Genomic DNA, 16,578 nt, shown 5'->3' on the forward strand with positions numbered 1-16,578 from the left:
CGAGTTACCGGCGGCGGATGAAGCGCAGCGTGACGATCTCGAACGGGCGCAGGGTGAGGGTGAGGGCGTGCGACTCCACCGGGAGCGGCGCCCCGGCGGCGAGCTCGACGCGGGGCTCGGCCAGCGGGCGCTCGAGCAGGTCGGTCTCCACCACATCCGTCGCCTCGAAATGCCGGATGAGCCGCGCCGTCGACCGATTGCCGTGCGCCTCGTACAGCCGCACGATCACATCCCCGCTCCGGTCTTCGGCGAGCTTGACCGCCTCGATCACCACGGCCGGGTTGTCGACCCGGAGCAGGGGCTCGACGACAGCGTCGGCCACCCCGGTCACGGTGCGCAGCGGCAGGTTCAGCCGGTAGCCCTCGGCCACGGCCTCGGGGATGCCGGAGCCCACCCGCAGGGAGACCCGCAGCTCATGCCGGCCCTGGTCGGCGGCGGGGTCGGGGAACACCGCCGCGCGCAGCAGCGACAGCCGCACCGTGGTCGCGGACCGGCCGGCGCCGTCCGGGGACCGGCTGATGTCATGTCCGTAGGTGGAGTCGTTGGCCACGGCCACCCCGTAGCCGGGCTCGCCCGCGTGCACCCACCGATGCGCCACCGTCTCGAACCGGGCGGCATCCCAGGAGGTGTTGGTGTGCGTGGCCCGGAAGACGTGGCCGAACTGGATCTCCGAGGCGGCCCGGTCGGCGTTCACGTCGAGCGGGAAGGCCAGCTTGAGCAGCTTCTGCCGTTCGTGCCAGTCCAGATCGAAGTGCAGATCCACCGCCGGCGACCCCGCCGACAGGGTGATGTCCTCGACCACGCGGGAGGTCCCGAAGGCACGGGTCACCCGCACGCGGGCCCGGTCGGGCGTGTCCAGGATCACCTCGACGGACTCCGCCGTGGTCAGGTCCACGGTGTTGCGTTTGTAGTGTTCGTCGATGTCCCAGGCGTCCCACTGGGTGGGGGTGTCCCGGTGCAGCTGCAGCAGGTTGCCCCGGGAACCCGCCGGCACCAGCTCGCGGTGCGCGATCACGTCCCACACCGAGCTGAAGAGCCCGTCGGCGTCGATGGTGACGGCCACGAGTCCGTTGTCGAGCACGAGGCCGGCCGCCGTGCGGGTCAGGGTGACGTCAGCCGCCGGCGCCGCCGGATCGGGGTGGGCGGCATCCGCGCCCGCCAGCCCCGCCACGCCGTCAAGGGCGTACGGGCCCGCGTTCAGGAGAACTGTGCTGTCGCCGGTGGAGCACAGCTGCCGCACAGTGGTCTCGATCAGGTCGGTCAGGGTCCCGGCGACGGCGGCGTAGTTGCGTTCGGCTTCCTGGTGCACCCAGGCGATGGAGGAGCCGGGCAGGATGTCGTGGAACTGTTGCAGCAGCACGGTGTGCCAGGTCTGCTCGAGCAGATCGTAGGGGTAGGCGACCCCCGAGCGCACGGATGCCGTGGCCGCCCACAGTTCGGCCTCGCGCAGCAGGTGCTCGCTGCGGCGGTTGCCGCGTTTGGTGCGAGCCTGGGAGGTGTAGGTGCCCCGGTGGAACTCGAGGTACAACTCGCCGAGCCAGACCGGCGGCTCGGGGTACTCGGCCTCGGCCGCCTCGAAAAAGCGTCGCGGGCTGGACAGCTCCACCGTCGGCGAGCCTTCCAGCGACTCGGTTCGGCGGGCGGCGGCGATCATCTCCGTGGTCGGTCCGCCGCCGCCGTCCCCCCATCCGAATGGCACGAGCGACGTGTTGGCCGACCCCTTCTCGGCATATTGGTGCTCCGCTCGCGCCAGCTCCTCCCCCGACAACTCCGCGTTATACGTGTCGACGGGAGGGAAGTGGGTGAAAATCTGGGTGCCATCGATGCCTTCCCACCGGAAGGTGTGGTGCGGCATCAGGTTGGTCTCGTTCCAGGAGGTCTTTTGGGTCAGGAACCACCGCGACCCTGCCGCCGCCACGATCTGCGGCAACGCCGCCGAATAGCCGAACGAGTCGGGCAGCCACACCTCCAGCGGCTCGACGCCGAATTCCTCCATGAAAAAACGCTTCCCGGCGACGAATTGGCGAGCCAGCGCCTCACCACCGGGCATGTTGGTGTCCGACTCCACCCACATCCCACCCACCGGCACAAACGTGCCGGCCGCGACCTGCGCCTTGACCCTGGCGAACAGCTCCGGGTAGTGCTCCTTGAGCCAGGCATACTGCTGGGCGGATGACGCGGCGAAGGTGAAGTCCGGGTTCGCCTCGATCAGGGCCAGCACATTGGAGAAGGTGCGTGCCACCTTGCGCACAGTCTCCCGCACCGGCCAGAGCCAGGCGCTGTCGATGTGGGCGTGGCCCACGGCGTGCAGATGGTGGGCGCTCGCGTTCGCCGGTCGGGCGAGCACTTCGGCGAGCGCAGCGCGTCCCCGGGACGCCGTGCCCGCGACGTCGTCAGGGTCCACGACGTCGATGCTGCGTTCCAGCGCCCGTAGGATCTCCGCCCGCCGGGCGAGACCCGTGGGAAGCTCACGCATGAGACCGGTCAGGGTCCAGAAATCCTGCAGGAGCTCCCACACGGTCTGGTCCTTGAGCACCACGTCCACCTGCCGAAGCCGGTAGATCGGGGTGGCTCCGGCCGTGGCGGGGTCGCCCTTATCGGTGGCGACGAAGGTGAAGCCGGAGGTGACATCCGGGTTGGCGGCCGCCTCGATGTAAAGGTCGATGCGCCCACCGGGTCCCACCGTCAGAGGGACGGAGCGGTTGCGGGGCTCGACCGCCTTGAGGATGACACCGTCCGGGGACCAGACCAGGCCTTCGGCCTGGAACCCCGGCGTCGCCTTGCTGAAGCCGAGATCGACCAGGAGTTCGACCCGCAGGGAGTCGTCGACCGGCCACTGGGCCGGAACGCTGCCGGTGACGTGCAACCAGGTCGTTCCCCACGGCCGCCCCCAGGTTCGGCCGGTACCGAACGGGCTGTAGTCCTGGCGGATGGCGTCCATGAAGGGTACGGGCTCACCCGGAGCATCCCACGATTCGATGGCGAGGGGCACGGCGGCCCGGTTGAGGGCTGGTCGGAGCCGTTCCCGGACGAATCGGCTGATCCGCAATTCCACGAGCGTGCTGTCATCATGCATGACTGGTACCGTTCCTAACCCTTGATCGCGCCTGACATGGTGAATGACCCGCCCATGCCGCGGGAAACGAGGACGTAGAGCAGAATCACCGGGACTGAATACAGCACGGAGAACGCGGCGAGCTGACCGTACGCGATGGCACCGTACTGGCCGAAAAAGCTGTAGATGCTCACAGCGGCCGGCTGCTTGCTCGGCGAGAGCAGCAACACGAACGGCACGAAGAAATTGCCCCAGGCCTGGATGAACACGAAGATGAACACCACGCTCAGTCCGGGGCGCATGAGGGGCACAACGATGCGCCGGAGGGCGTTCATCGCTGACGCCCCGTCGACCCAGGCGGCTTCCTCCAGGCTGACCGGAACCGAGTCCATGAAGTTCTTGGTCATCCAAATGGCCATCGGCAGCGAGGTCGCCGCCATGAAGAAGATCGTGGCAGGAATCGAGTCCAGCAGATTCAGGCGAACGAACAGGCTGTACACCGGAACCATGATTGCGGTGATGGGTAGGCAGGTGCCGAACAGGACCCCGTACATGAACGGCTTGTTGAAGCGCATGGTGTACCTGGAGAGCGGGTAGGCAGCCAGCACCGACGCCAGCACAGTGACGACGGCGGCGCCGCCGGAGAGCAGCAGGCTGTTCCAGAGCGGCAGGAACGTCAGCTCGGGGTTGAACACCGCGGCAAAGTTGTCCACGGACAGTTGCTCGGGAATCTGGGTCTGGTAGGTGGCCTTCACGTCGAGGGAGGCCAGGACCAGCCAGGCCAGCGGCAGCAGGAAGCACAGTGCGATGACGATGAGAACGGCATTGGCCAGGATCGCGGCGGTGGCCTTGCGCGGCGAGGCCACCGAGGTGGCGAGGGTGCTGACGGTCATCGGCTCAGACCTTTTCTGGGCGAAGCGCCCGAATGTAGACAAGCGAGAAAGCGGCACCGATGAGCAGCATGACCGTCGCGATGGCGGTGCCGTAGCCGATGTCACCGAACTTGAATGCCTCCTGGAACGCCATGATCGGCAGGGTGGTGCTCTCGTTTCCGGGTCCGCCCGCGGTCATCACCCAGATCAGGGTGAACACCGACAGCGTCTGTAGGGTGATCAGCATCAGGTTGGTGGCGATGCTGTTCTTGATCATCGGGATGGTGATCCAGGTGAGGCGCTTGATGCCGTCGGCGCCGTCAATCATGGCGGCCTCCGTCACCTCTACCGGCACATCGTTCAACGCCGCCCGGTAGACCATCATCGAGAACGCGGTGCCCCGCCAGGCGTTGGCCAGGATGATCGAGAGCATGGGAAAGCTGTACAGCCAGTTCGGTCCGCTCATCCCCGCCGCGGCGAGCACCTGGTTCAGGGTGCCGTCCTCGCTGAAGTAGGCGTAGGCGACGAAGGCGGCGACGATCTCGGGCAGCACCCAGGCCGCGACGACGGCCGTGCCGACCACGGCGCTGACCACCTTGCTTGCCCGGTTCATCAGCAGGGCGATGCCCAGCCCGAGGAAGTTCTGGCCGACGATGGCGGAGGCGACCACGAACACGAAGGTCAGCCACAGCGACAGCGGGAAGACCGGGTCCGTGAACAGGGTGAGGTAGTTGTCCAGGCCCACCCACTGCGGGTCCTGTGCGCTCGCGCCGGTGAGGGCCGCGTCGGTGAAGGACCCGTAGAACGACCAGATGACCGGCCCGAGCAGGAAGATCGCGAGGAGCACGACGGCCGGCGCCAGGGGCAGCACCCGGGTCAGGGTGCGTCCCCGTGGCCGCCGGCGCGGGCCGGGACCCGAGGGTCCCGACCCGGTCACGGTCTCACCGGGAGAGTGGGAAACGGTGTCGGCTGACATGGACTACTTCGTGGTGACCTTGTCGGCGCCCACGATGCCCTCCACGGCGGTGTCGTACGCGGCCGCCGCTTCATCCACGCTCATCTGCCCGGTGATGACGGCCTCGGTGGCCGCCTGCACTTCGGCGGAGATCTTGGAGTAGTCGCTCGTTGCCGGGCGGTAGTGGGTCACGTCCACCAGCTCGGTCACGTCGGCCACGAACGGGTTCGCGGCGAGGTAGGTCGGTTCGCTGGCGACATCCGTGCGCACGGCAATCTGGGAATTGTTGATCGCGTACCAGAGGGCGTTCTCCTGGCTGACGGCCAGGGCGAGGAAATCGAACGCGAGGTCCGCGTTCGCGGTCTTCGCCCCCACCGCGAGGGTCCAGCCACCCGACATGCTCACACCTCCGGGTTCCTCACCGTTCTGGGTGGGGAACGTCGCGACGGCCATGTCCTCGGTGTACGCCGGCCACTCGTAGGAGCCGCCGGTCTGCCAGAACGACGGGGTGTAGGAACCTTCGACGGTGCCGCCGAGCTTGCCCTGCGGGAACAACTCGCCGAAGACCTTCTTCCACACGTTCGGGTCAAGCGCCTCGGACGGATCGAGGGCGAGCTTCTCCACGTAGAGGGTCTCCAGGAACTCGAGGGAGTCCTTGAACCCCTGGGATTCGACCACCCATTTCTGGTCGTCCTCGTTGTAGAGGGTGTCTCCGGTGCCGTAGAGCAACTCGTAGAAGCTCTGCATCACGGTGCCCTCGCCGGTGCCCTTACCTGCGTACATGTTGAACGGCACCACGTCGGGCTGGGTGTCCTGGATGGCGCGGGCGGCCGTCAGGATGTCGTCCCAGGTTTCCGGCTGCCACGGCAGCTCGATGCCGGCGGCGGCGAAGACCGGTTTGCTGTACCAGATGCCCCGGGTGTCGGTGCCCAGCGGGACGGCGTAAACGCTGCCGTCATCCCCCATCCCGGCGGCCTTGGCTCCCTCGTTGAACTGCGCCCACTCGTCCCAGTCGGCGAGCTGGTCGTCGATGTTGAGCAGGTAGCCCGCGTCGATGTCGGAGCGCAGCCGGAAGGTGTCCTCGTAGAACACGTCGGGTGCGGTCTCGGCGGACTTCTGCGAGAGCGCGAGCTTGGTGGAGTAATCGTCGTCGTTGGCCTGGATCGGCTCGAGTTCGACGGTGACCCCGGGGTTCGCGGCCTCGAACTCCGGCTTGATCTTAGTGAACAGCTCGTCCAGAGCCGTGAAGGAATCGGTCTTCTGGTACACGATCTTCAGTGATTGGCTGTCGCCGTCGGCGTCGCCTCCGGCAGCCGTACAGCCCGCCAGCGCAACCATCGAGGTTGCCGCCAACACGGACAGGGCGAGTTTTGCGTTGCGATGCATGGTGCTCCTTTGCTCCAGCTCGTGCCCCCCAAACGCTGACCGGCCCAGTTACCGGCAGGTGGCATACGGAAATACTAAATCGAATGGATAAACTCGCACAAGAGCCTGACGGCACCTTTACCGAGCTGTGACTAACCGAGGATCAGACGGGCCGCACGCGGTGCGAGCGTGTGGTCCAGCACCAGGCAGGCGGCGCCGACAGCGCCGACGTCCTCGCCGACTCCCGTGCCCGCCACCTCGATTCGGTGGATGCTCCTGGCGACCGTCAGCTCGTCCAACAGGCCGGGTATCCGGCGCAGGTACACCCGGCTCAGCCGCGACCAGTACGGCCCGCCGAACACCACCCGGTCGACGTCGAGCAGGTTCGTGAGCACCGACACCGCTTTCGCGACCCGGCCGGCGGACTGCTCCAGGACGGCCAACGCCGCATCCGACCCGCCCTCGGCAAGCTCGCACAGGGCCGAGAACTGCACATCGGTCTCTCGGGCATCCGCGTTCGGCTTCGAGGCGGTCAGCACGCCGAGCCGCACGGCCGCCCGCACCAGGCTCTGCGGGGTGCAGGTGACCGCGACACAGCCCCGAAGCCCACAGCCGCACGGCGGACCGTCCGGATCGACAATGATGTGGCCGATTTCTCCGGAATTGTGCGAGCTGCCGCGCACGACCTCGTCCCGCAGCACCAAACCCGCCCCAATGCCGGTGCCGAGGTAGAAGAACACGAAGCTGCCGACCCCGCTGGGCCCGCCCGCCCACATCTCGGCCACGGCGGCTGCGGTGACGTCCTTGTCTACGATCACCTCGAAGCCGGTCGCCTGCGCGAGGGCATCGCGGAGCGGCACCAGGTGCCATCCGAGCAGGTGTGGCGGATCGACGACCGTTCCGCGCTCGGGATCGATCGGCCCCGGCGTCGCGACGCCGAGCCCGGCGATCTTCGCGCGGTCCACCCCGGCCTCGCGGATCAGCCGTTCGATCTCCTCCGCGATGTGACGGACGACGTGGTCCGGGTCGCTGGCCGCGGGCGTGGCGCTGCGGGATCGGTGCACGACGGCGCCGGTGAGGTCGAGGATGGCGAAGGTCATCACCGCCGGGTCCAGATGCACGCCTACGGCGTATACGCCGCCGGGGTTCAGCTTCAGGATCGTGCGCGGCTTGCCGGGACCGCTGCTGGCCTTGCCGGCTTCGAGCACCATGTCCCGGTCGATCAGCCGACGACAGATGTTTGAGACGGTCTGCGCGGACAGCCCGGTGGAGTGCCCGAGCTCCACCCGGCTGAGGCCGTTGACCGAGCGGCGGATCGCGTCGAGCACGACGGCGGCATTGAAGTCGCCCATCCGGGGCAGATTCGTGCCACGCCGCGCCCGCAGATCGCCATTTGGAACCACGGATTCACCTCATTGCTTACCTCGGGATGACTGAATCCTATTCGGTCACCCGGCGCACAATGAGCGCAGAGCCGCCGCGCCTACGTGGCGAGGTGGTAGCGCAGGCTGGCGAGCTCGGACCGCAGCGCGGCCGGCACTCGGCCGCCGAATCGGCCGAAGAACTCCTCGGTGAGGTCGCACTCGGCCAGCCAGGAGGCCGGGTCGATGCGGAACAGCTGCTCGAGGGCATCCGGTGTCACGTCGAGGCCGTCGACGTTGATGGCGCCGGGCTCCGGCATCCGCCCGATCGGGGTATCGACGGCGTCGACGCTGCCCTCGACCCGGCGGATGATCCACTCGAGCACCCGGGAGTTCTCGCCGAAGCCGGGCCAGAGGAAGCTGCCGTCCTCGCCCTTGCGGAACCAGTTGACCTGGAAGATCGCGGGCGCCTTGACGCCCAGTCCGCGGCCGACCCGCAGCCAGTGCGCCCAGTAGTCGGCCATGTTGTAGCCGCAGAACGGCAGCATTGCGAAGGGGTCTCGGCGCAGCTCTCCCACGGTGCCTTCGGCGGCGGCGGTCTTCTCCGAGGAGATGGTGGCGCCCATGAACACGCCGTGCTTCCAGCTGCGGGCCTCCGCGACCAGCGGCACGTTGGTGGCGCGCCGGCCGCCGAACAGGATGGCGTCGATGGGCACTCCCCCACTGGATTCCCAGCTGTCGGCGATCGACGGGCACTGCGCCGCCGGCACGGTGAATCGGGAGTTGGGGTGCGCGGCCGGCCGGCCGCTGTCGGGAATCCAGGAGTTGCCCTCCCAGTCGGTGAGGTGCGCGGGCGGGGTGTCGGTCAGGCCCTCCCACCACACGTCGCCGTCGTCGCGGAGGGCGACGTTGGTGAAGATGGTGTTGCCCCACACCGTCTGCACGGCGGTGGGGTTGGTGGTCTCACCGGTGCCGGGGGCCACGCCGAAGAACCCGGCCTCGGGGTTGATCGCCCAGAGCCGGCCGTCGTCGCCGGGGCGCAGCCACGCGATGTCGTCGCCGATGGTCTCCACGGTCCAGCCCGGAACGGTGGGCTTGAGCATCGACAGGTTGGTCTTGCCGCAGGCCGAGGGGAACGCGGCGGCCACATGGTAGGTGCCGCCCTCGGGTGAGGTGACCTTGATCAGCAGCATGTGCTCGGCCAGCCAGCCCTCATCACGGGCCATCACCGACGCGATCCGCAGCGCGAACGACTTCTTCGACAGCAGGGCGTTGCCGCCGTAGCCGGAGCCGAACGACCAGACCTCGCGGTCCTCGGGGAACTGCACGATGTACTTGGTGTCGTTGCTGGGCCAGGTGACGTCGGCCCGGCGGATGCCGGCACCGTCGACGAGCGGGAAGCCTACGCTGTGCACGGTGTGCACCCACGGGGCGCCCGCCTCGATCAGGCGCAGCACGGCAGCGCCCATCCGCGTCATGATGCCCATGTGCAGCACCACGTAGGGCGAGTCGGTGATCTCCACGCCGAGTTGCGAGATGGGGCCGCCGAGCGGTCCCATCGAGAACGGCACGACGTACATCGTGCGGCCGCGCATGCTGCCGGCGAAGACGCCGTTCAGTTCGGCGCGCATAGCCTTCGGTTCCGCCCAGTTGTTGGTGGGGCCGGCGTCATCGGGGTCGGTGGAGCAGATGAAGGTGCGGTCCTCCACCCGGGCCACGTCGGTCGGGCTGGTGCGGGCGAGGAAGCTGTTCGGCCGCCACTCCGGGTTGAGCCTGATGAGCTTGCCCTCGTCGACGAGCTGTTTGGACAGGCCGTCGGCCTCCTGCGCGGTGCCGGTGCACCAGACGATGGCGTCGGGCCGGGTGAGGCGGGCAATCTCGTCGACCCAGGCCCGCAGGGCGGGGTCGGTGGTACCCGTGGGTACACCGGGGACGGTGACGGCCGAGGTCTGGGTCGCGTGTAAGGTGTGGGCGCGGATGTCGCTGCGCACGGGGTGGGTGACGGTCATGGTCTGGCCTTCCTCAGGATTCGGACGGGGCGGGAAGAGTGGGGCAGGAGCGCTAATTTCGTCCTGTGCATTAAGAATGCGACCGAATCGGGGTCAGGAACCGGAAAACAGTCGTTAAGAACCACGGTTCTTTACGTATGCTTAAGGAATGCCAACGCCGGCCTCCGACCTCGTCACCCTGGGTCATCGCATCCGTCACTTTCGGAGCGAGCGCGCGCTCACCCTGGACCAGCTCGGTGAGCAGGTAGGTCTGGCGGCCAGTCAGCTCTCCCTGATCGAGAACGGCCGGCGCGAGCCCAAGCTGTCCGTCCTGCAGCAGTTAGCGCAGGCCCTCGGGGTGCCGCTGGCCGACCTGCTCAGCGGTGAGGCGCCCAACACCCGGGCGGCCCTGGAGATCGAGCTGGCCCGGGCGCAGAAGAACCCGCTCTACGGTGCGCTCGGCCTGCCCCAGGTGAAGGTGACCAAGGGCATGCCGCTGCCGGCGATCGAGTCTCTCGTGGGCCTGCACCGCGAGCTCGCCCGTCGGGCCAGTGAGGCCATCGCCACCCCGGAGGAGGCCCGCCGGGCCAACACCGAACTGCGCGAACGGATGCGGGAACGCGGCAACTACATGCCCGACATCGAAAAACTCGCCGAGGAGCGCGTGCGCGCCTCCGGGCACGTCTCCGGCGCGCTCACCCACCGCGAGGTCAGCGTGATGGCCGAGCAGCTGGGCTTCACCCTGATTTACGTGAACGACCTGCCGCACTCCACCCGGTCGGTGACCGACCTGGCCAACCACCGCATCTACCTGCCGCCGGCGTCGATCCCGGGCGGGCACGGGCTGCGGTCGATGGCGCTGCAGGCGATGGGGCACCGGCTGCTCGGTCACGAGCGCCCGGCCAGCTACGCCGAATTTCTCTGGCAGCGATTGGAGATCAACTACTTCGCCGCCTGCTGCCTGATGCCGTTGGAGGCCACTCGCACGTTCCTGCAGAACGCCAAGCGGGAGCGGGTGCTCTCGGTGGAAGACCTGCGCGACGCGTTCGGAGTCACCCACGAGGCTGCGGCGCTGCGGCTGACCAACCTGGCCACCACCCACCTGGACATGACCGTGCACTTCCTGCGGGTCACCGGCGACGGCGCGCTGCAGAAGGGCTACGAGAACGACGGCCTGCCGTTGCCCGCGGACGTGACCGGGTCGATCGAAGGCCAGCTGGTCTGCAAGCAGTGGAGCGCCCGCAGCGCGTTCACGCACACCAACCGCACCACCGAGTTCTACCAGTACACCGACACCCCGGCCGGCACCTTCTGGTGCGCCACCCAGACCGGCAGCACCTCGGATGGCGAGTTCTCGATCAGCGTCGGCGCCCCGTTCGCGCAGGCCAAGTGGTTCCGCGGCCGGGAGACCACGCAGCGGGCGGTGTCCCGCTGCCCCGACGAGTCCTGTTGCCGGCGCCCGTCGGGCGCGGTCGCCGCCCGCTGGGACGGCCAGGCCTGGCCGAGCGCCCGGCTGCACGCGCACGTGCTCTCGCCGCTGCCCAGCGGTACCTTCCCCGGCGTCGACGACACCGAGGTGTACAGGTTCCTCGAGGAGCACGCCGACCAATAGCGCCCGGCGCGCCCCGGATGCCCCCATCGTCGTCGGGTTTGGCGAGAGTGTCCCTGGAAGCACCATGTGACGGCTAACGTGAGTAGACGAAGTCTGGGGGCGGCGATGGCGGCGACTACATCTGCGGCGCAGGGTGAACAGACACGGTCAGGTGGGCGGTTCGCCTCGTGGCCGATCTGGATCATGGCGCTCCTGCTGGCGACGTTCTCCGTCGCCATCCTGCTCCGACGTGACACCGAGTTCAGCCCGCTCGTCGACGGGTGGCTGGGGCTGCTCGCAATGGTGGTTCCCATCTTCGTCTGCGTGCGGGCCCTCCACCGCACCCGGTTCGGCCAGCTGGAGCTGGTGCTCGCTGCGGCAGCGGTGACCTCCTGGGCGGTCGGGAACATCTATTTTGTGCTCTCGGCAGGCTTCGGCGTGACGCTGCCGTACCCGTCGCTCGCCGACATCGGGTTCCTGGCCTTCTGCCCCCTGATGATGGCTGCGCTGGTGGTGTTGGTGCGCCGGAAAGCGCGGGACATGGCCTGGTCCGTTGCGCTGGACGGCGCCCTGGGCAGCGTCGCCGCGGCAGCCGTGCTGGCGGTGCTGCTGAATCCCATCCTGGGCCCCGTCGCAGACAGACCGGCCTCGCTGGCCACTGCGGTCGCGGTGTCGTATCCCCTGGCCGACCTGCTGCTCGTGGCCGTCTTCGTCGGGGTCGGGGCCTCCCAGGGGCGGAACGCGGGTCCCCGATGGATCCTGCTCGTGTTGGGCCTGATGACGTTTGCCGCCACCGACGTCACCTACGCCCTGCTGGAACTCACCGACCTGTACGTCGTGGGCACCCCACTCGACATGGGCTGGGCAATCGGCCTCGCCTTTATCGCGTGCTGGATCGACGTATCCGCCCGCGCCGACAGGACGCGACCCGTCCCGGCGTGGTCGATTCCCGCGCAGGCCGTGCCGGCGTTGGCCACGGCCACCGGGCTGGGTGTCCTGATCCTGGCAAGCGAGGTGGAGGTCCCGCCGCTCGCGGTGGCGCTCGCCAGCCTGACCCTGGTGCTGGCCGCGGTTCCCCTGGTGTTCAGGCAGCGGATCCGGCTCGCGGACATGCACCGCCAAGCCATGACGGACGAGCTCACCGGCCTGCCCAACCGGCGCGCACTGTACGCCGAGGTGCCCGCTCGGCTGGCCGCCGATCGGCAACGCCGCAGTGCGCTCCTGCTGCTTGATCTCGACAAATTCAAGGAGGTCAACGACAGCCTCGGACACGACGTTGGCGACGGTCTGCTCCGGGTGGTGGCCGGGCGACTGTCGGCGCAGCTGCGCGAGGCCGATCTGCTGGCCCGACTGGGTGGGGACGAATTCGCCATCCACCTCGACGGATGCGATGTCGCCGCGGCCGAGAGCGTCGCCGTGAAGCTGCGCACGGCACTGGCCGAACCGTTCACCCTGGCCGGCATCACCCTGCAGGCCCACGCCAGCATCGGAATTGCCCTCCACCCCGAGCAGGGCCAGGACCTCACCCTTCTGCTGCGCAAGGCCGACATGGCCATGTACCGGGCGAAGTCCACGCGGGGCGGGCACCACGTCTACCGCGACGACGACGGCCAGGGCGACGAGCGGTTACGCACCCTGGCGGAGCTGCGCACGGCGCTGCTCGAAGACCAGCTGCTGCTCCACTACCAGCCCAAGGTCGATCTCGCTGACGGCACCGTCCGGGGCGTTGAGGCCCTCGTGCGCTGGGATCACCCGGTGCGCGGGCTGCTCTATCCGGATGCCTTCCTCGCACTCGTCGAGGAGGCCGGGCTGATGCCGGCGATGACGCAGATCGTGTTCGAGAAGGCCCTGGATCAGACTGCTCGCTGGCAGGAGCAAGGGCGCACGCTGTCTGTGGCGGTCAATCTCTCGGCAAGCTCACTCGTCGACGTTGAACTGCCCGATCGGATCGCTGACATGGTCGCCGCGCGCGGGCTGGTTCCCTCAGTTCTGGTGCTCGAGATCACCGAAGACTTCCTGATGGGAGACCGGGAACGGGCACACGCCATCCTCACCCGGCTGCGTGACCTCGGGGTGCGGATCGCCGTGGACGATTTCGGCACCGGCTACAGCTCCCTGGCGTATCTCCGTGATCTGCCCATCGACGAGCTGAAGCTGGACAAGTCCTTCGTGATGCCGATGGCCGACGATCCGCGCGCGGCCGCGCTCGTGGCCTCGACCATCGATCTGGCGCACAGCCTCGGCCTGCGGATGGTGGCCGAAGGTGTCGAGAGCAGCGTCGCCTACGCAGACCTCGCCGGCCACGGGTGCGACGTCGCGCAGGGCTTCTTCATTTCCCCGCCCGTGCCGGTAGCCGAACTGGATGCCTGGCTTGCCAGCCGCGAGGTGGCCGTTGTGACCGGCCTCACGGCCACGCTGTTCACCCCTCGTGGGGGCCGGTAGGTTATTGGCCATGATTCAGATTGCGCGTGAGACCCCGACCCGGACGGACGTGCTGCTGTTGCTGGACGAGCACCTGGCCGACATGTTCGCCACCTCACCGGCCGAGAGCGTGCACGCCCTGGACCACTCGGCACTGTCGGCGCCGGAGGTCTCGTTCTGGACGGCCCGGGAGGACGGCGTCCTTCTCGGCTGCGGGGCCCTGAAACAGCTGACCCCCACCGAGGGTGAGATCAAGTCGATGCGCACCGCCCCGGCCGCGCGCGGACGGGGCATCGCCGCGGCCCTCCTCGGCGAGATCGTGAACGCGGCCCGGCACCGCCGGTACGAGCGGCTCTACCTCGAGACCGGCAGCCAGGACTTTTTCGCGCCGGCCAGGCGGCTCTACGACCGGCACGGCTTCACCGAGTGCGCCCCGTTCGCGGACTACGTTCTCGACCCGCACAGCACCTTCATGCGTCTCGATCTCGCCGGCGGCTGAACGCCGACCGGTGCCCGGGCACGGGAGTAGGTTGACGCCGTGACCACACTGCAACGGAAGGACCGGCTCCGCGAACGCCTCGGAACCGGTGCGAACGCCTTCGCCAACCATCCATTTCGATGGGCCTTCGTCGCCACTCTCGGCGTGCTGGCGGCTCTGGTAATCGCCGCCGCCGTCGCCGGCATCGGGACCGTGGTCTTCTCGGTGTTCGCTGCCGCGTTCATCACCCTTGGCCTGGATCCGTTGGTGCGGTGGTTCGAACGTCGCGGCATGAAGCGCGGAGGTGCGATCCTCACTGTGAACCTGCTTTTTGTGCTGGTCATCGTCGGCATGCTCTCGCTGGTCCTGCCGCTCGTCATCGGCCAGGCCGTCGCCTTCGTGAACGGCCTGCCGGCGATGCTGGCCGATCTGCGCGCCGAAGACTGGTTCCAGCAGGCGTCGTCGGGCAGCGGCGGACTGCTCACGAATATCTACTCCGGCGTGGTCGACTTCCTCACGAACCCGGCCACCTGGACCGGGATCGGCGGCGGTCTCCTGCAAGTCGGCGTCGCGGTGATCAGTGCGATCTCGACGGCAACGTTCATCTTCATCCTGACCATCTACTTCACAGCCACGCTGGACTCCTCCAAAGCGGCGATCTACACCCTGGTCTCCGCGTCGCACCGCGAACGGGTGGTGGGGCTGGCCGAGCGAATCATGCAGAACATCGGCCGGTACCTCAGCGGCATGGTGGTGTTGGCGTTCCTCAACGGCACCTTCAGCCTCATCCTGTTGACCCTGGTCGGCAACCCGTTCGCGCTGGTCATCTCGGTCTCCGCGTTTTTCATCACCCTGATCCCCCTGATCGGCACGGTGTTGACGACGGCGTTCATGACGATCCTCACGCTGTTCGTTTCGCCGACCGCGGCGCTTGTCGTGCTGATCGCCATGCTCATCTATATGCAGATCGAGGCGTACATTCTCACCCCGAGGGTTATGAGCAAGGCGGTCAATGTTCCCGGCTCCATCGTGCTCATCGCCGCCCTCGCCGGCGGCACGCTCGCCGGCCTGCCCGGGGCGCTCGTCGCCATCCCCGTCGCGGCCGGCATTCTGCTGGTCCTCAAGGAAGTGGTCATCCCCGCCAAGGCGCTCAGCTGAGTAACATCCACTTGCTAACTGGCAAGTGAATGCTACATTGACAGTGCGGCAGGGCCGTCGCGGTAGTCGGGGGGGGGGACATCATGAGCAACCAGCACACGAGTGACAGCGCACAGCCAGGCGCGGCTGCGGCGGCGAAGCTCCTGCAGGCCAGTGACGCGGTCGGCGACCGGGTTCGTGAGGCCATCGATGCCCGCACCTAGGCAATCGTCGACGCCTGGATGGCCGTGGCCGTTCTGGCGTATTCGCTGGCCTTCGCACTCTCCGGCCTCGGCGGTTTCGACGGCGCGGGCCTCATTCCTGGAGTCGTGCACACCGCCGGCGACGGGCTCAACGTGGGGTTCCTGGTGCTCGCGGGGTTCCTCGCTGCCGGCACCCTGACCGACGGACTCACGCAGAGCCAGCGTCGGCCGCGGCGGCCCGGGTCGAAGCGACGCCGCTTCGGCTATTCGATGGCCAGCGTTCTCCCGTTCCTCGCCCTCCTCTACCTGGCGTTCCTGGCGCCCACGGTGCAGTGGCCCGTCGCGCTGATGATTGTGGCCTTTACCGCGGTACCGGTGGTCGTTCTGGCGATTCGCTCAGCGCAGCAGGCCAGGCTGGCCGGAGTTCATCGCCCAGAGCCCGCTCTATCGGGCCTCCTGAGCCCGACCGACCGCGCCGTCACGGTCATCCTGGGTCTGTGGCTGGGCGCGATCGGCATGTTGACCGGAACCCCATTCGGTGTCGCCGGCATCGTCACGGCTGCCGCGTTCTTTCTCGCCATACTCGCCACCCGCACCACCCGCGTGGGCCTGGACCGGCTCACGGAAGACTGGGGCCGCACCCAATGGGCCGCCTTCGGCTGCACCTACCTGTTGATGCTGGGCCTGTCCGTGGTGCTGTCCCGCACCACCTGGGACCTCGGCCTCGTCAGCACCGTCGGAGGTATTCTCATCGCGGCCCCGCTCGTGGTCGCGGCGTTCCGGCCCGCACCCATCTGGGCGGTCTGATGGCGGCACTCCACCCCCGCCACAACCTCGATGACGCGCTGCTCACGCCGCTGCGTTTCTCGGTGATGGCGGCGCTCCGGCCGGATGTCGAGATTGACTTCGGCACCCTGCGCGACCTGCTCGAGACCGATGATTCGGCGCTGAGCAAGGCCATCAGCACGCTCGGGACGGCGGGCTACCTCGCCGTGCGCAAGGGCTACGTGGGTAACCGGCCGCGCACCTGGATCACCGCCACGTCCGACGGGATCGCGGCCATGCGCACCCACGTCGACGCACTGCAGGCCATCGCCGCCGGGCTGCGGCCGGTGCCCTGATCTCGCGAGCGCCGAGCGGGGGTGCCGCGGC

General features: G+C 68.2%; 12 protein-coding genes. 6 read left to right on the forward strand and 6 right to left on the reverse strand.

Features of this window, described 5'->3' with window-relative positions; translation table 11 throughout:
• Nucleotides 1-4: 4 nt before the first annotated feature.
• The 6 genes from E3T22_RS16365 to E3T22_RS16390 form a co-directional block, all read right to left on the reverse strand.
• Nucleotides 5-3,076, reverse strand: coding sequence for a glycoside hydrolase family 38 C-terminal domain-containing protein (locus E3T22_RS16365; RefSeq protein ID WP_134481224.1), 3,072 nt, complete (start codon nt 3,074-3,076; stop codon nt 5-7).
• A 14-nt stretch (nt 3,077-3,090) separates the two neighbouring features.
• Nucleotides 3,091-3,948 carry a carbohydrate ABC transporter permease gene (locus E3T22_RS16370; RefSeq protein WP_134409448.1) on the reverse strand — a complete coding sequence of 286 codons (858 nt, stop codon included), beginning with the start codon at nt 3,946-3,948 and terminating at the stop codon, nt 3,091-3,093.
• Nucleotides 3,949-3,952: 4 nt separating this feature from the next.
• Nucleotides 3,953-4,903 carry a carbohydrate ABC transporter permease gene (locus E3T22_RS16375; RefSeq protein WP_134481223.1) on the reverse strand — a complete coding sequence of 317 codons (951 nt, stop codon included), beginning with the start codon at nt 4,901-4,903 and terminating at the stop codon, nt 3,953-3,955.
• Nucleotides 4,904-4,906: 3 nt separating this feature from the next.
• Complete coding sequence (locus E3T22_RS16380) at nt 4,907-6,268, reverse strand: extracellular solute-binding protein (protein WP_134481222.1); 1,362 nt, start codon at nt 6,266-6,268, stop codon at nt 4,907-4,909.
• Between the two features lie 131 nt (nt 6,269-6,399).
• Nucleotides 6,400-7,599 (reverse strand): ROK family protein, encoded by a 1,200-nt coding sequence (locus E3T22_RS16385; protein WP_134409446.1) that lies wholly within the window; start codon nt 7,597-7,599, stop codon nt 6,400-6,402.
• 131 nt (nt 7,600-7,730) lie between these two features.
• Nucleotides 7,731-9,617: a phosphoenolpyruvate carboxykinase (GTP) gene (locus tag E3T22_RS16390; RefSeq protein ID WP_134481221.1), complete on the reverse strand. Its 1,887-nt coding sequence runs from the start codon at nt 9,615-9,617 to the stop codon at nt 7,731-7,733.
• A 148-nt stretch (nt 9,618-9,765) separates the two neighbouring features.
• Here E3T22_RS16390 and E3T22_RS16395 point away from each other — a divergent pair, with 148 nt between their 5' ends.
• The 6 genes from E3T22_RS16395 to E3T22_RS16420 all read left to right on the forward strand — a co-directional run bounded on the left by E3T22_RS16395 (nt 9,766) and on the right by E3T22_RS16420 (nt 16,547).
• Nucleotides 9,766-11,208, forward strand: coding sequence for a helix-turn-helix domain-containing protein (locus E3T22_RS16395; RefSeq protein WP_103459312.1), 1,443 nt, complete (start codon nt 9,766-9,768; stop codon nt 11,206-11,208).
• Between the two features lie 183 nt (nt 11,209-11,391).
• Nucleotides 11,392-13,629: a bifunctional diguanylate cyclase/phosphodiesterase gene (locus tag E3T22_RS16400; protein WP_166789307.1), complete on the forward strand. Its 2,238-nt coding sequence runs from the start codon at nt 11,392-11,394 to the stop codon at nt 13,627-13,629.
• A gap of 10 nt (nt 13,630-13,639) precedes the next feature.
• Nucleotides 13,640-14,107 (forward strand): GNAT family N-acetyltransferase, encoded by a 468-nt coding sequence (locus E3T22_RS16405; RefSeq protein ID WP_088455218.1) that lies wholly within the window; start codon nt 13,640-13,642, stop codon nt 14,105-14,107.
• Nucleotides 14,108-14,146: 39 nt separating this feature from the next.
• Complete coding sequence (locus E3T22_RS16410; RefSeq protein ID WP_134481220.1) at nt 14,147-15,244, forward strand: AI-2E family transporter; 1,098 nt, start codon at nt 14,147-14,149, stop codon at nt 15,242-15,244.
• Nucleotides 15,245-15,465: 221 nt separating this feature from the next.
• Nucleotides 15,466-16,233: a hypothetical protein gene (locus tag E3T22_RS16415; protein ID WP_134481219.1), complete on the forward strand. Its 768-nt coding sequence runs from the start codon at nt 15,466-15,468 to the stop codon at nt 16,231-16,233.
• Nucleotides 16,233-16,547 carry a transcriptional regulator gene (locus E3T22_RS16420; protein WP_134481218.1) on the forward strand — a complete coding sequence of 105 codons (315 nt, stop codon included), beginning with the start codon at nt 16,233-16,235 and terminating at the stop codon, nt 16,545-16,547. Before E3T22_RS16415 ends, E3T22_RS16420 begins: the two co-directional genes overlap by 1 nt.
• The last annotated feature ends 31 nt before the right edge of the window (nt 16,548-16,578 follow it).

Origin of the sequence: Cryobacterium sp. TMB3-10 (assembly GCF_004402305.1) — a bacterium.
GTDB lineage: Bacteria > Actinomycetota > Actinomycetes > Actinomycetales > Microbacteriaceae > Cryobacterium > Cryobacterium zongtaii.

Coding starts and splice junctions, on each gene's coding strand:
- E3T22_RS16365 (WP_134481224.1), bottom strand. CDS start 3,076: ATGCATGATGACAGCACGCTCGTGGAATTGCGGATCAGCCGATTCGTC.
- E3T22_RS16370 (WP_134409448.1), bottom strand. CDS start 3,948: ATGACCGTCAGCACCCTCGCCACCTCGGTGGCCTCGCCGCGCAAGGCC.
- E3T22_RS16375 (WP_134481223.1), bottom strand. CDS start 4,903: ATGTCAGCCGACACCGTTTCCCACTCTCCCGGTGAGACCGTGACCGGG.
- E3T22_RS16380 (WP_134481222.1), bottom strand. CDS start 6,268: ATGCATCGCAACGCAAAACTCGCCCTGTCCGTGTTGGCGGCAACCTCG.
- E3T22_RS16385 (WP_134409446.1), bottom strand. CDS start 7,599: ATGGGCGACTTCAATGCCGCCGTCGTGCTCGACGCGATCCGCCGCTCG.
- E3T22_RS16390 (WP_134481221.1), bottom strand. CDS start 9,617: ATGACCGTCACCCACCCCGTGCGCAGCGACATCCGCGCCCACACCTTA.
- E3T22_RS16395 (WP_103459312.1), top strand. CDS start 9,766: ATGCCAACGCCGGCCTCCGACCTCGTCACCCTGGGTCATCGCATCCGT.
- E3T22_RS16400 (WP_166789307.1), top strand. CDS start 11,392: ATGGCGCTCCTGCTGGCGACGTTCTCCGTCGCCATCCTGCTCCGACGT.
- E3T22_RS16405 (WP_088455218.1), top strand. CDS start 13,640: ATGATTCAGATTGCGCGTGAGACCCCGACCCGGACGGACGTGCTGCTG.
- E3T22_RS16415 (WP_134481219.1), top strand. CDS start 15,466: ATGGCCGTGGCCGTTCTGGCGTATTCGCTGGCCTTCGCACTCTCCGGC.
- E3T22_RS16420 (WP_134481218.1), top strand. CDS start 16,233: ATGGCGGCACTCCACCCCCGCCACAACCTCGATGACGCGCTGCTCACG.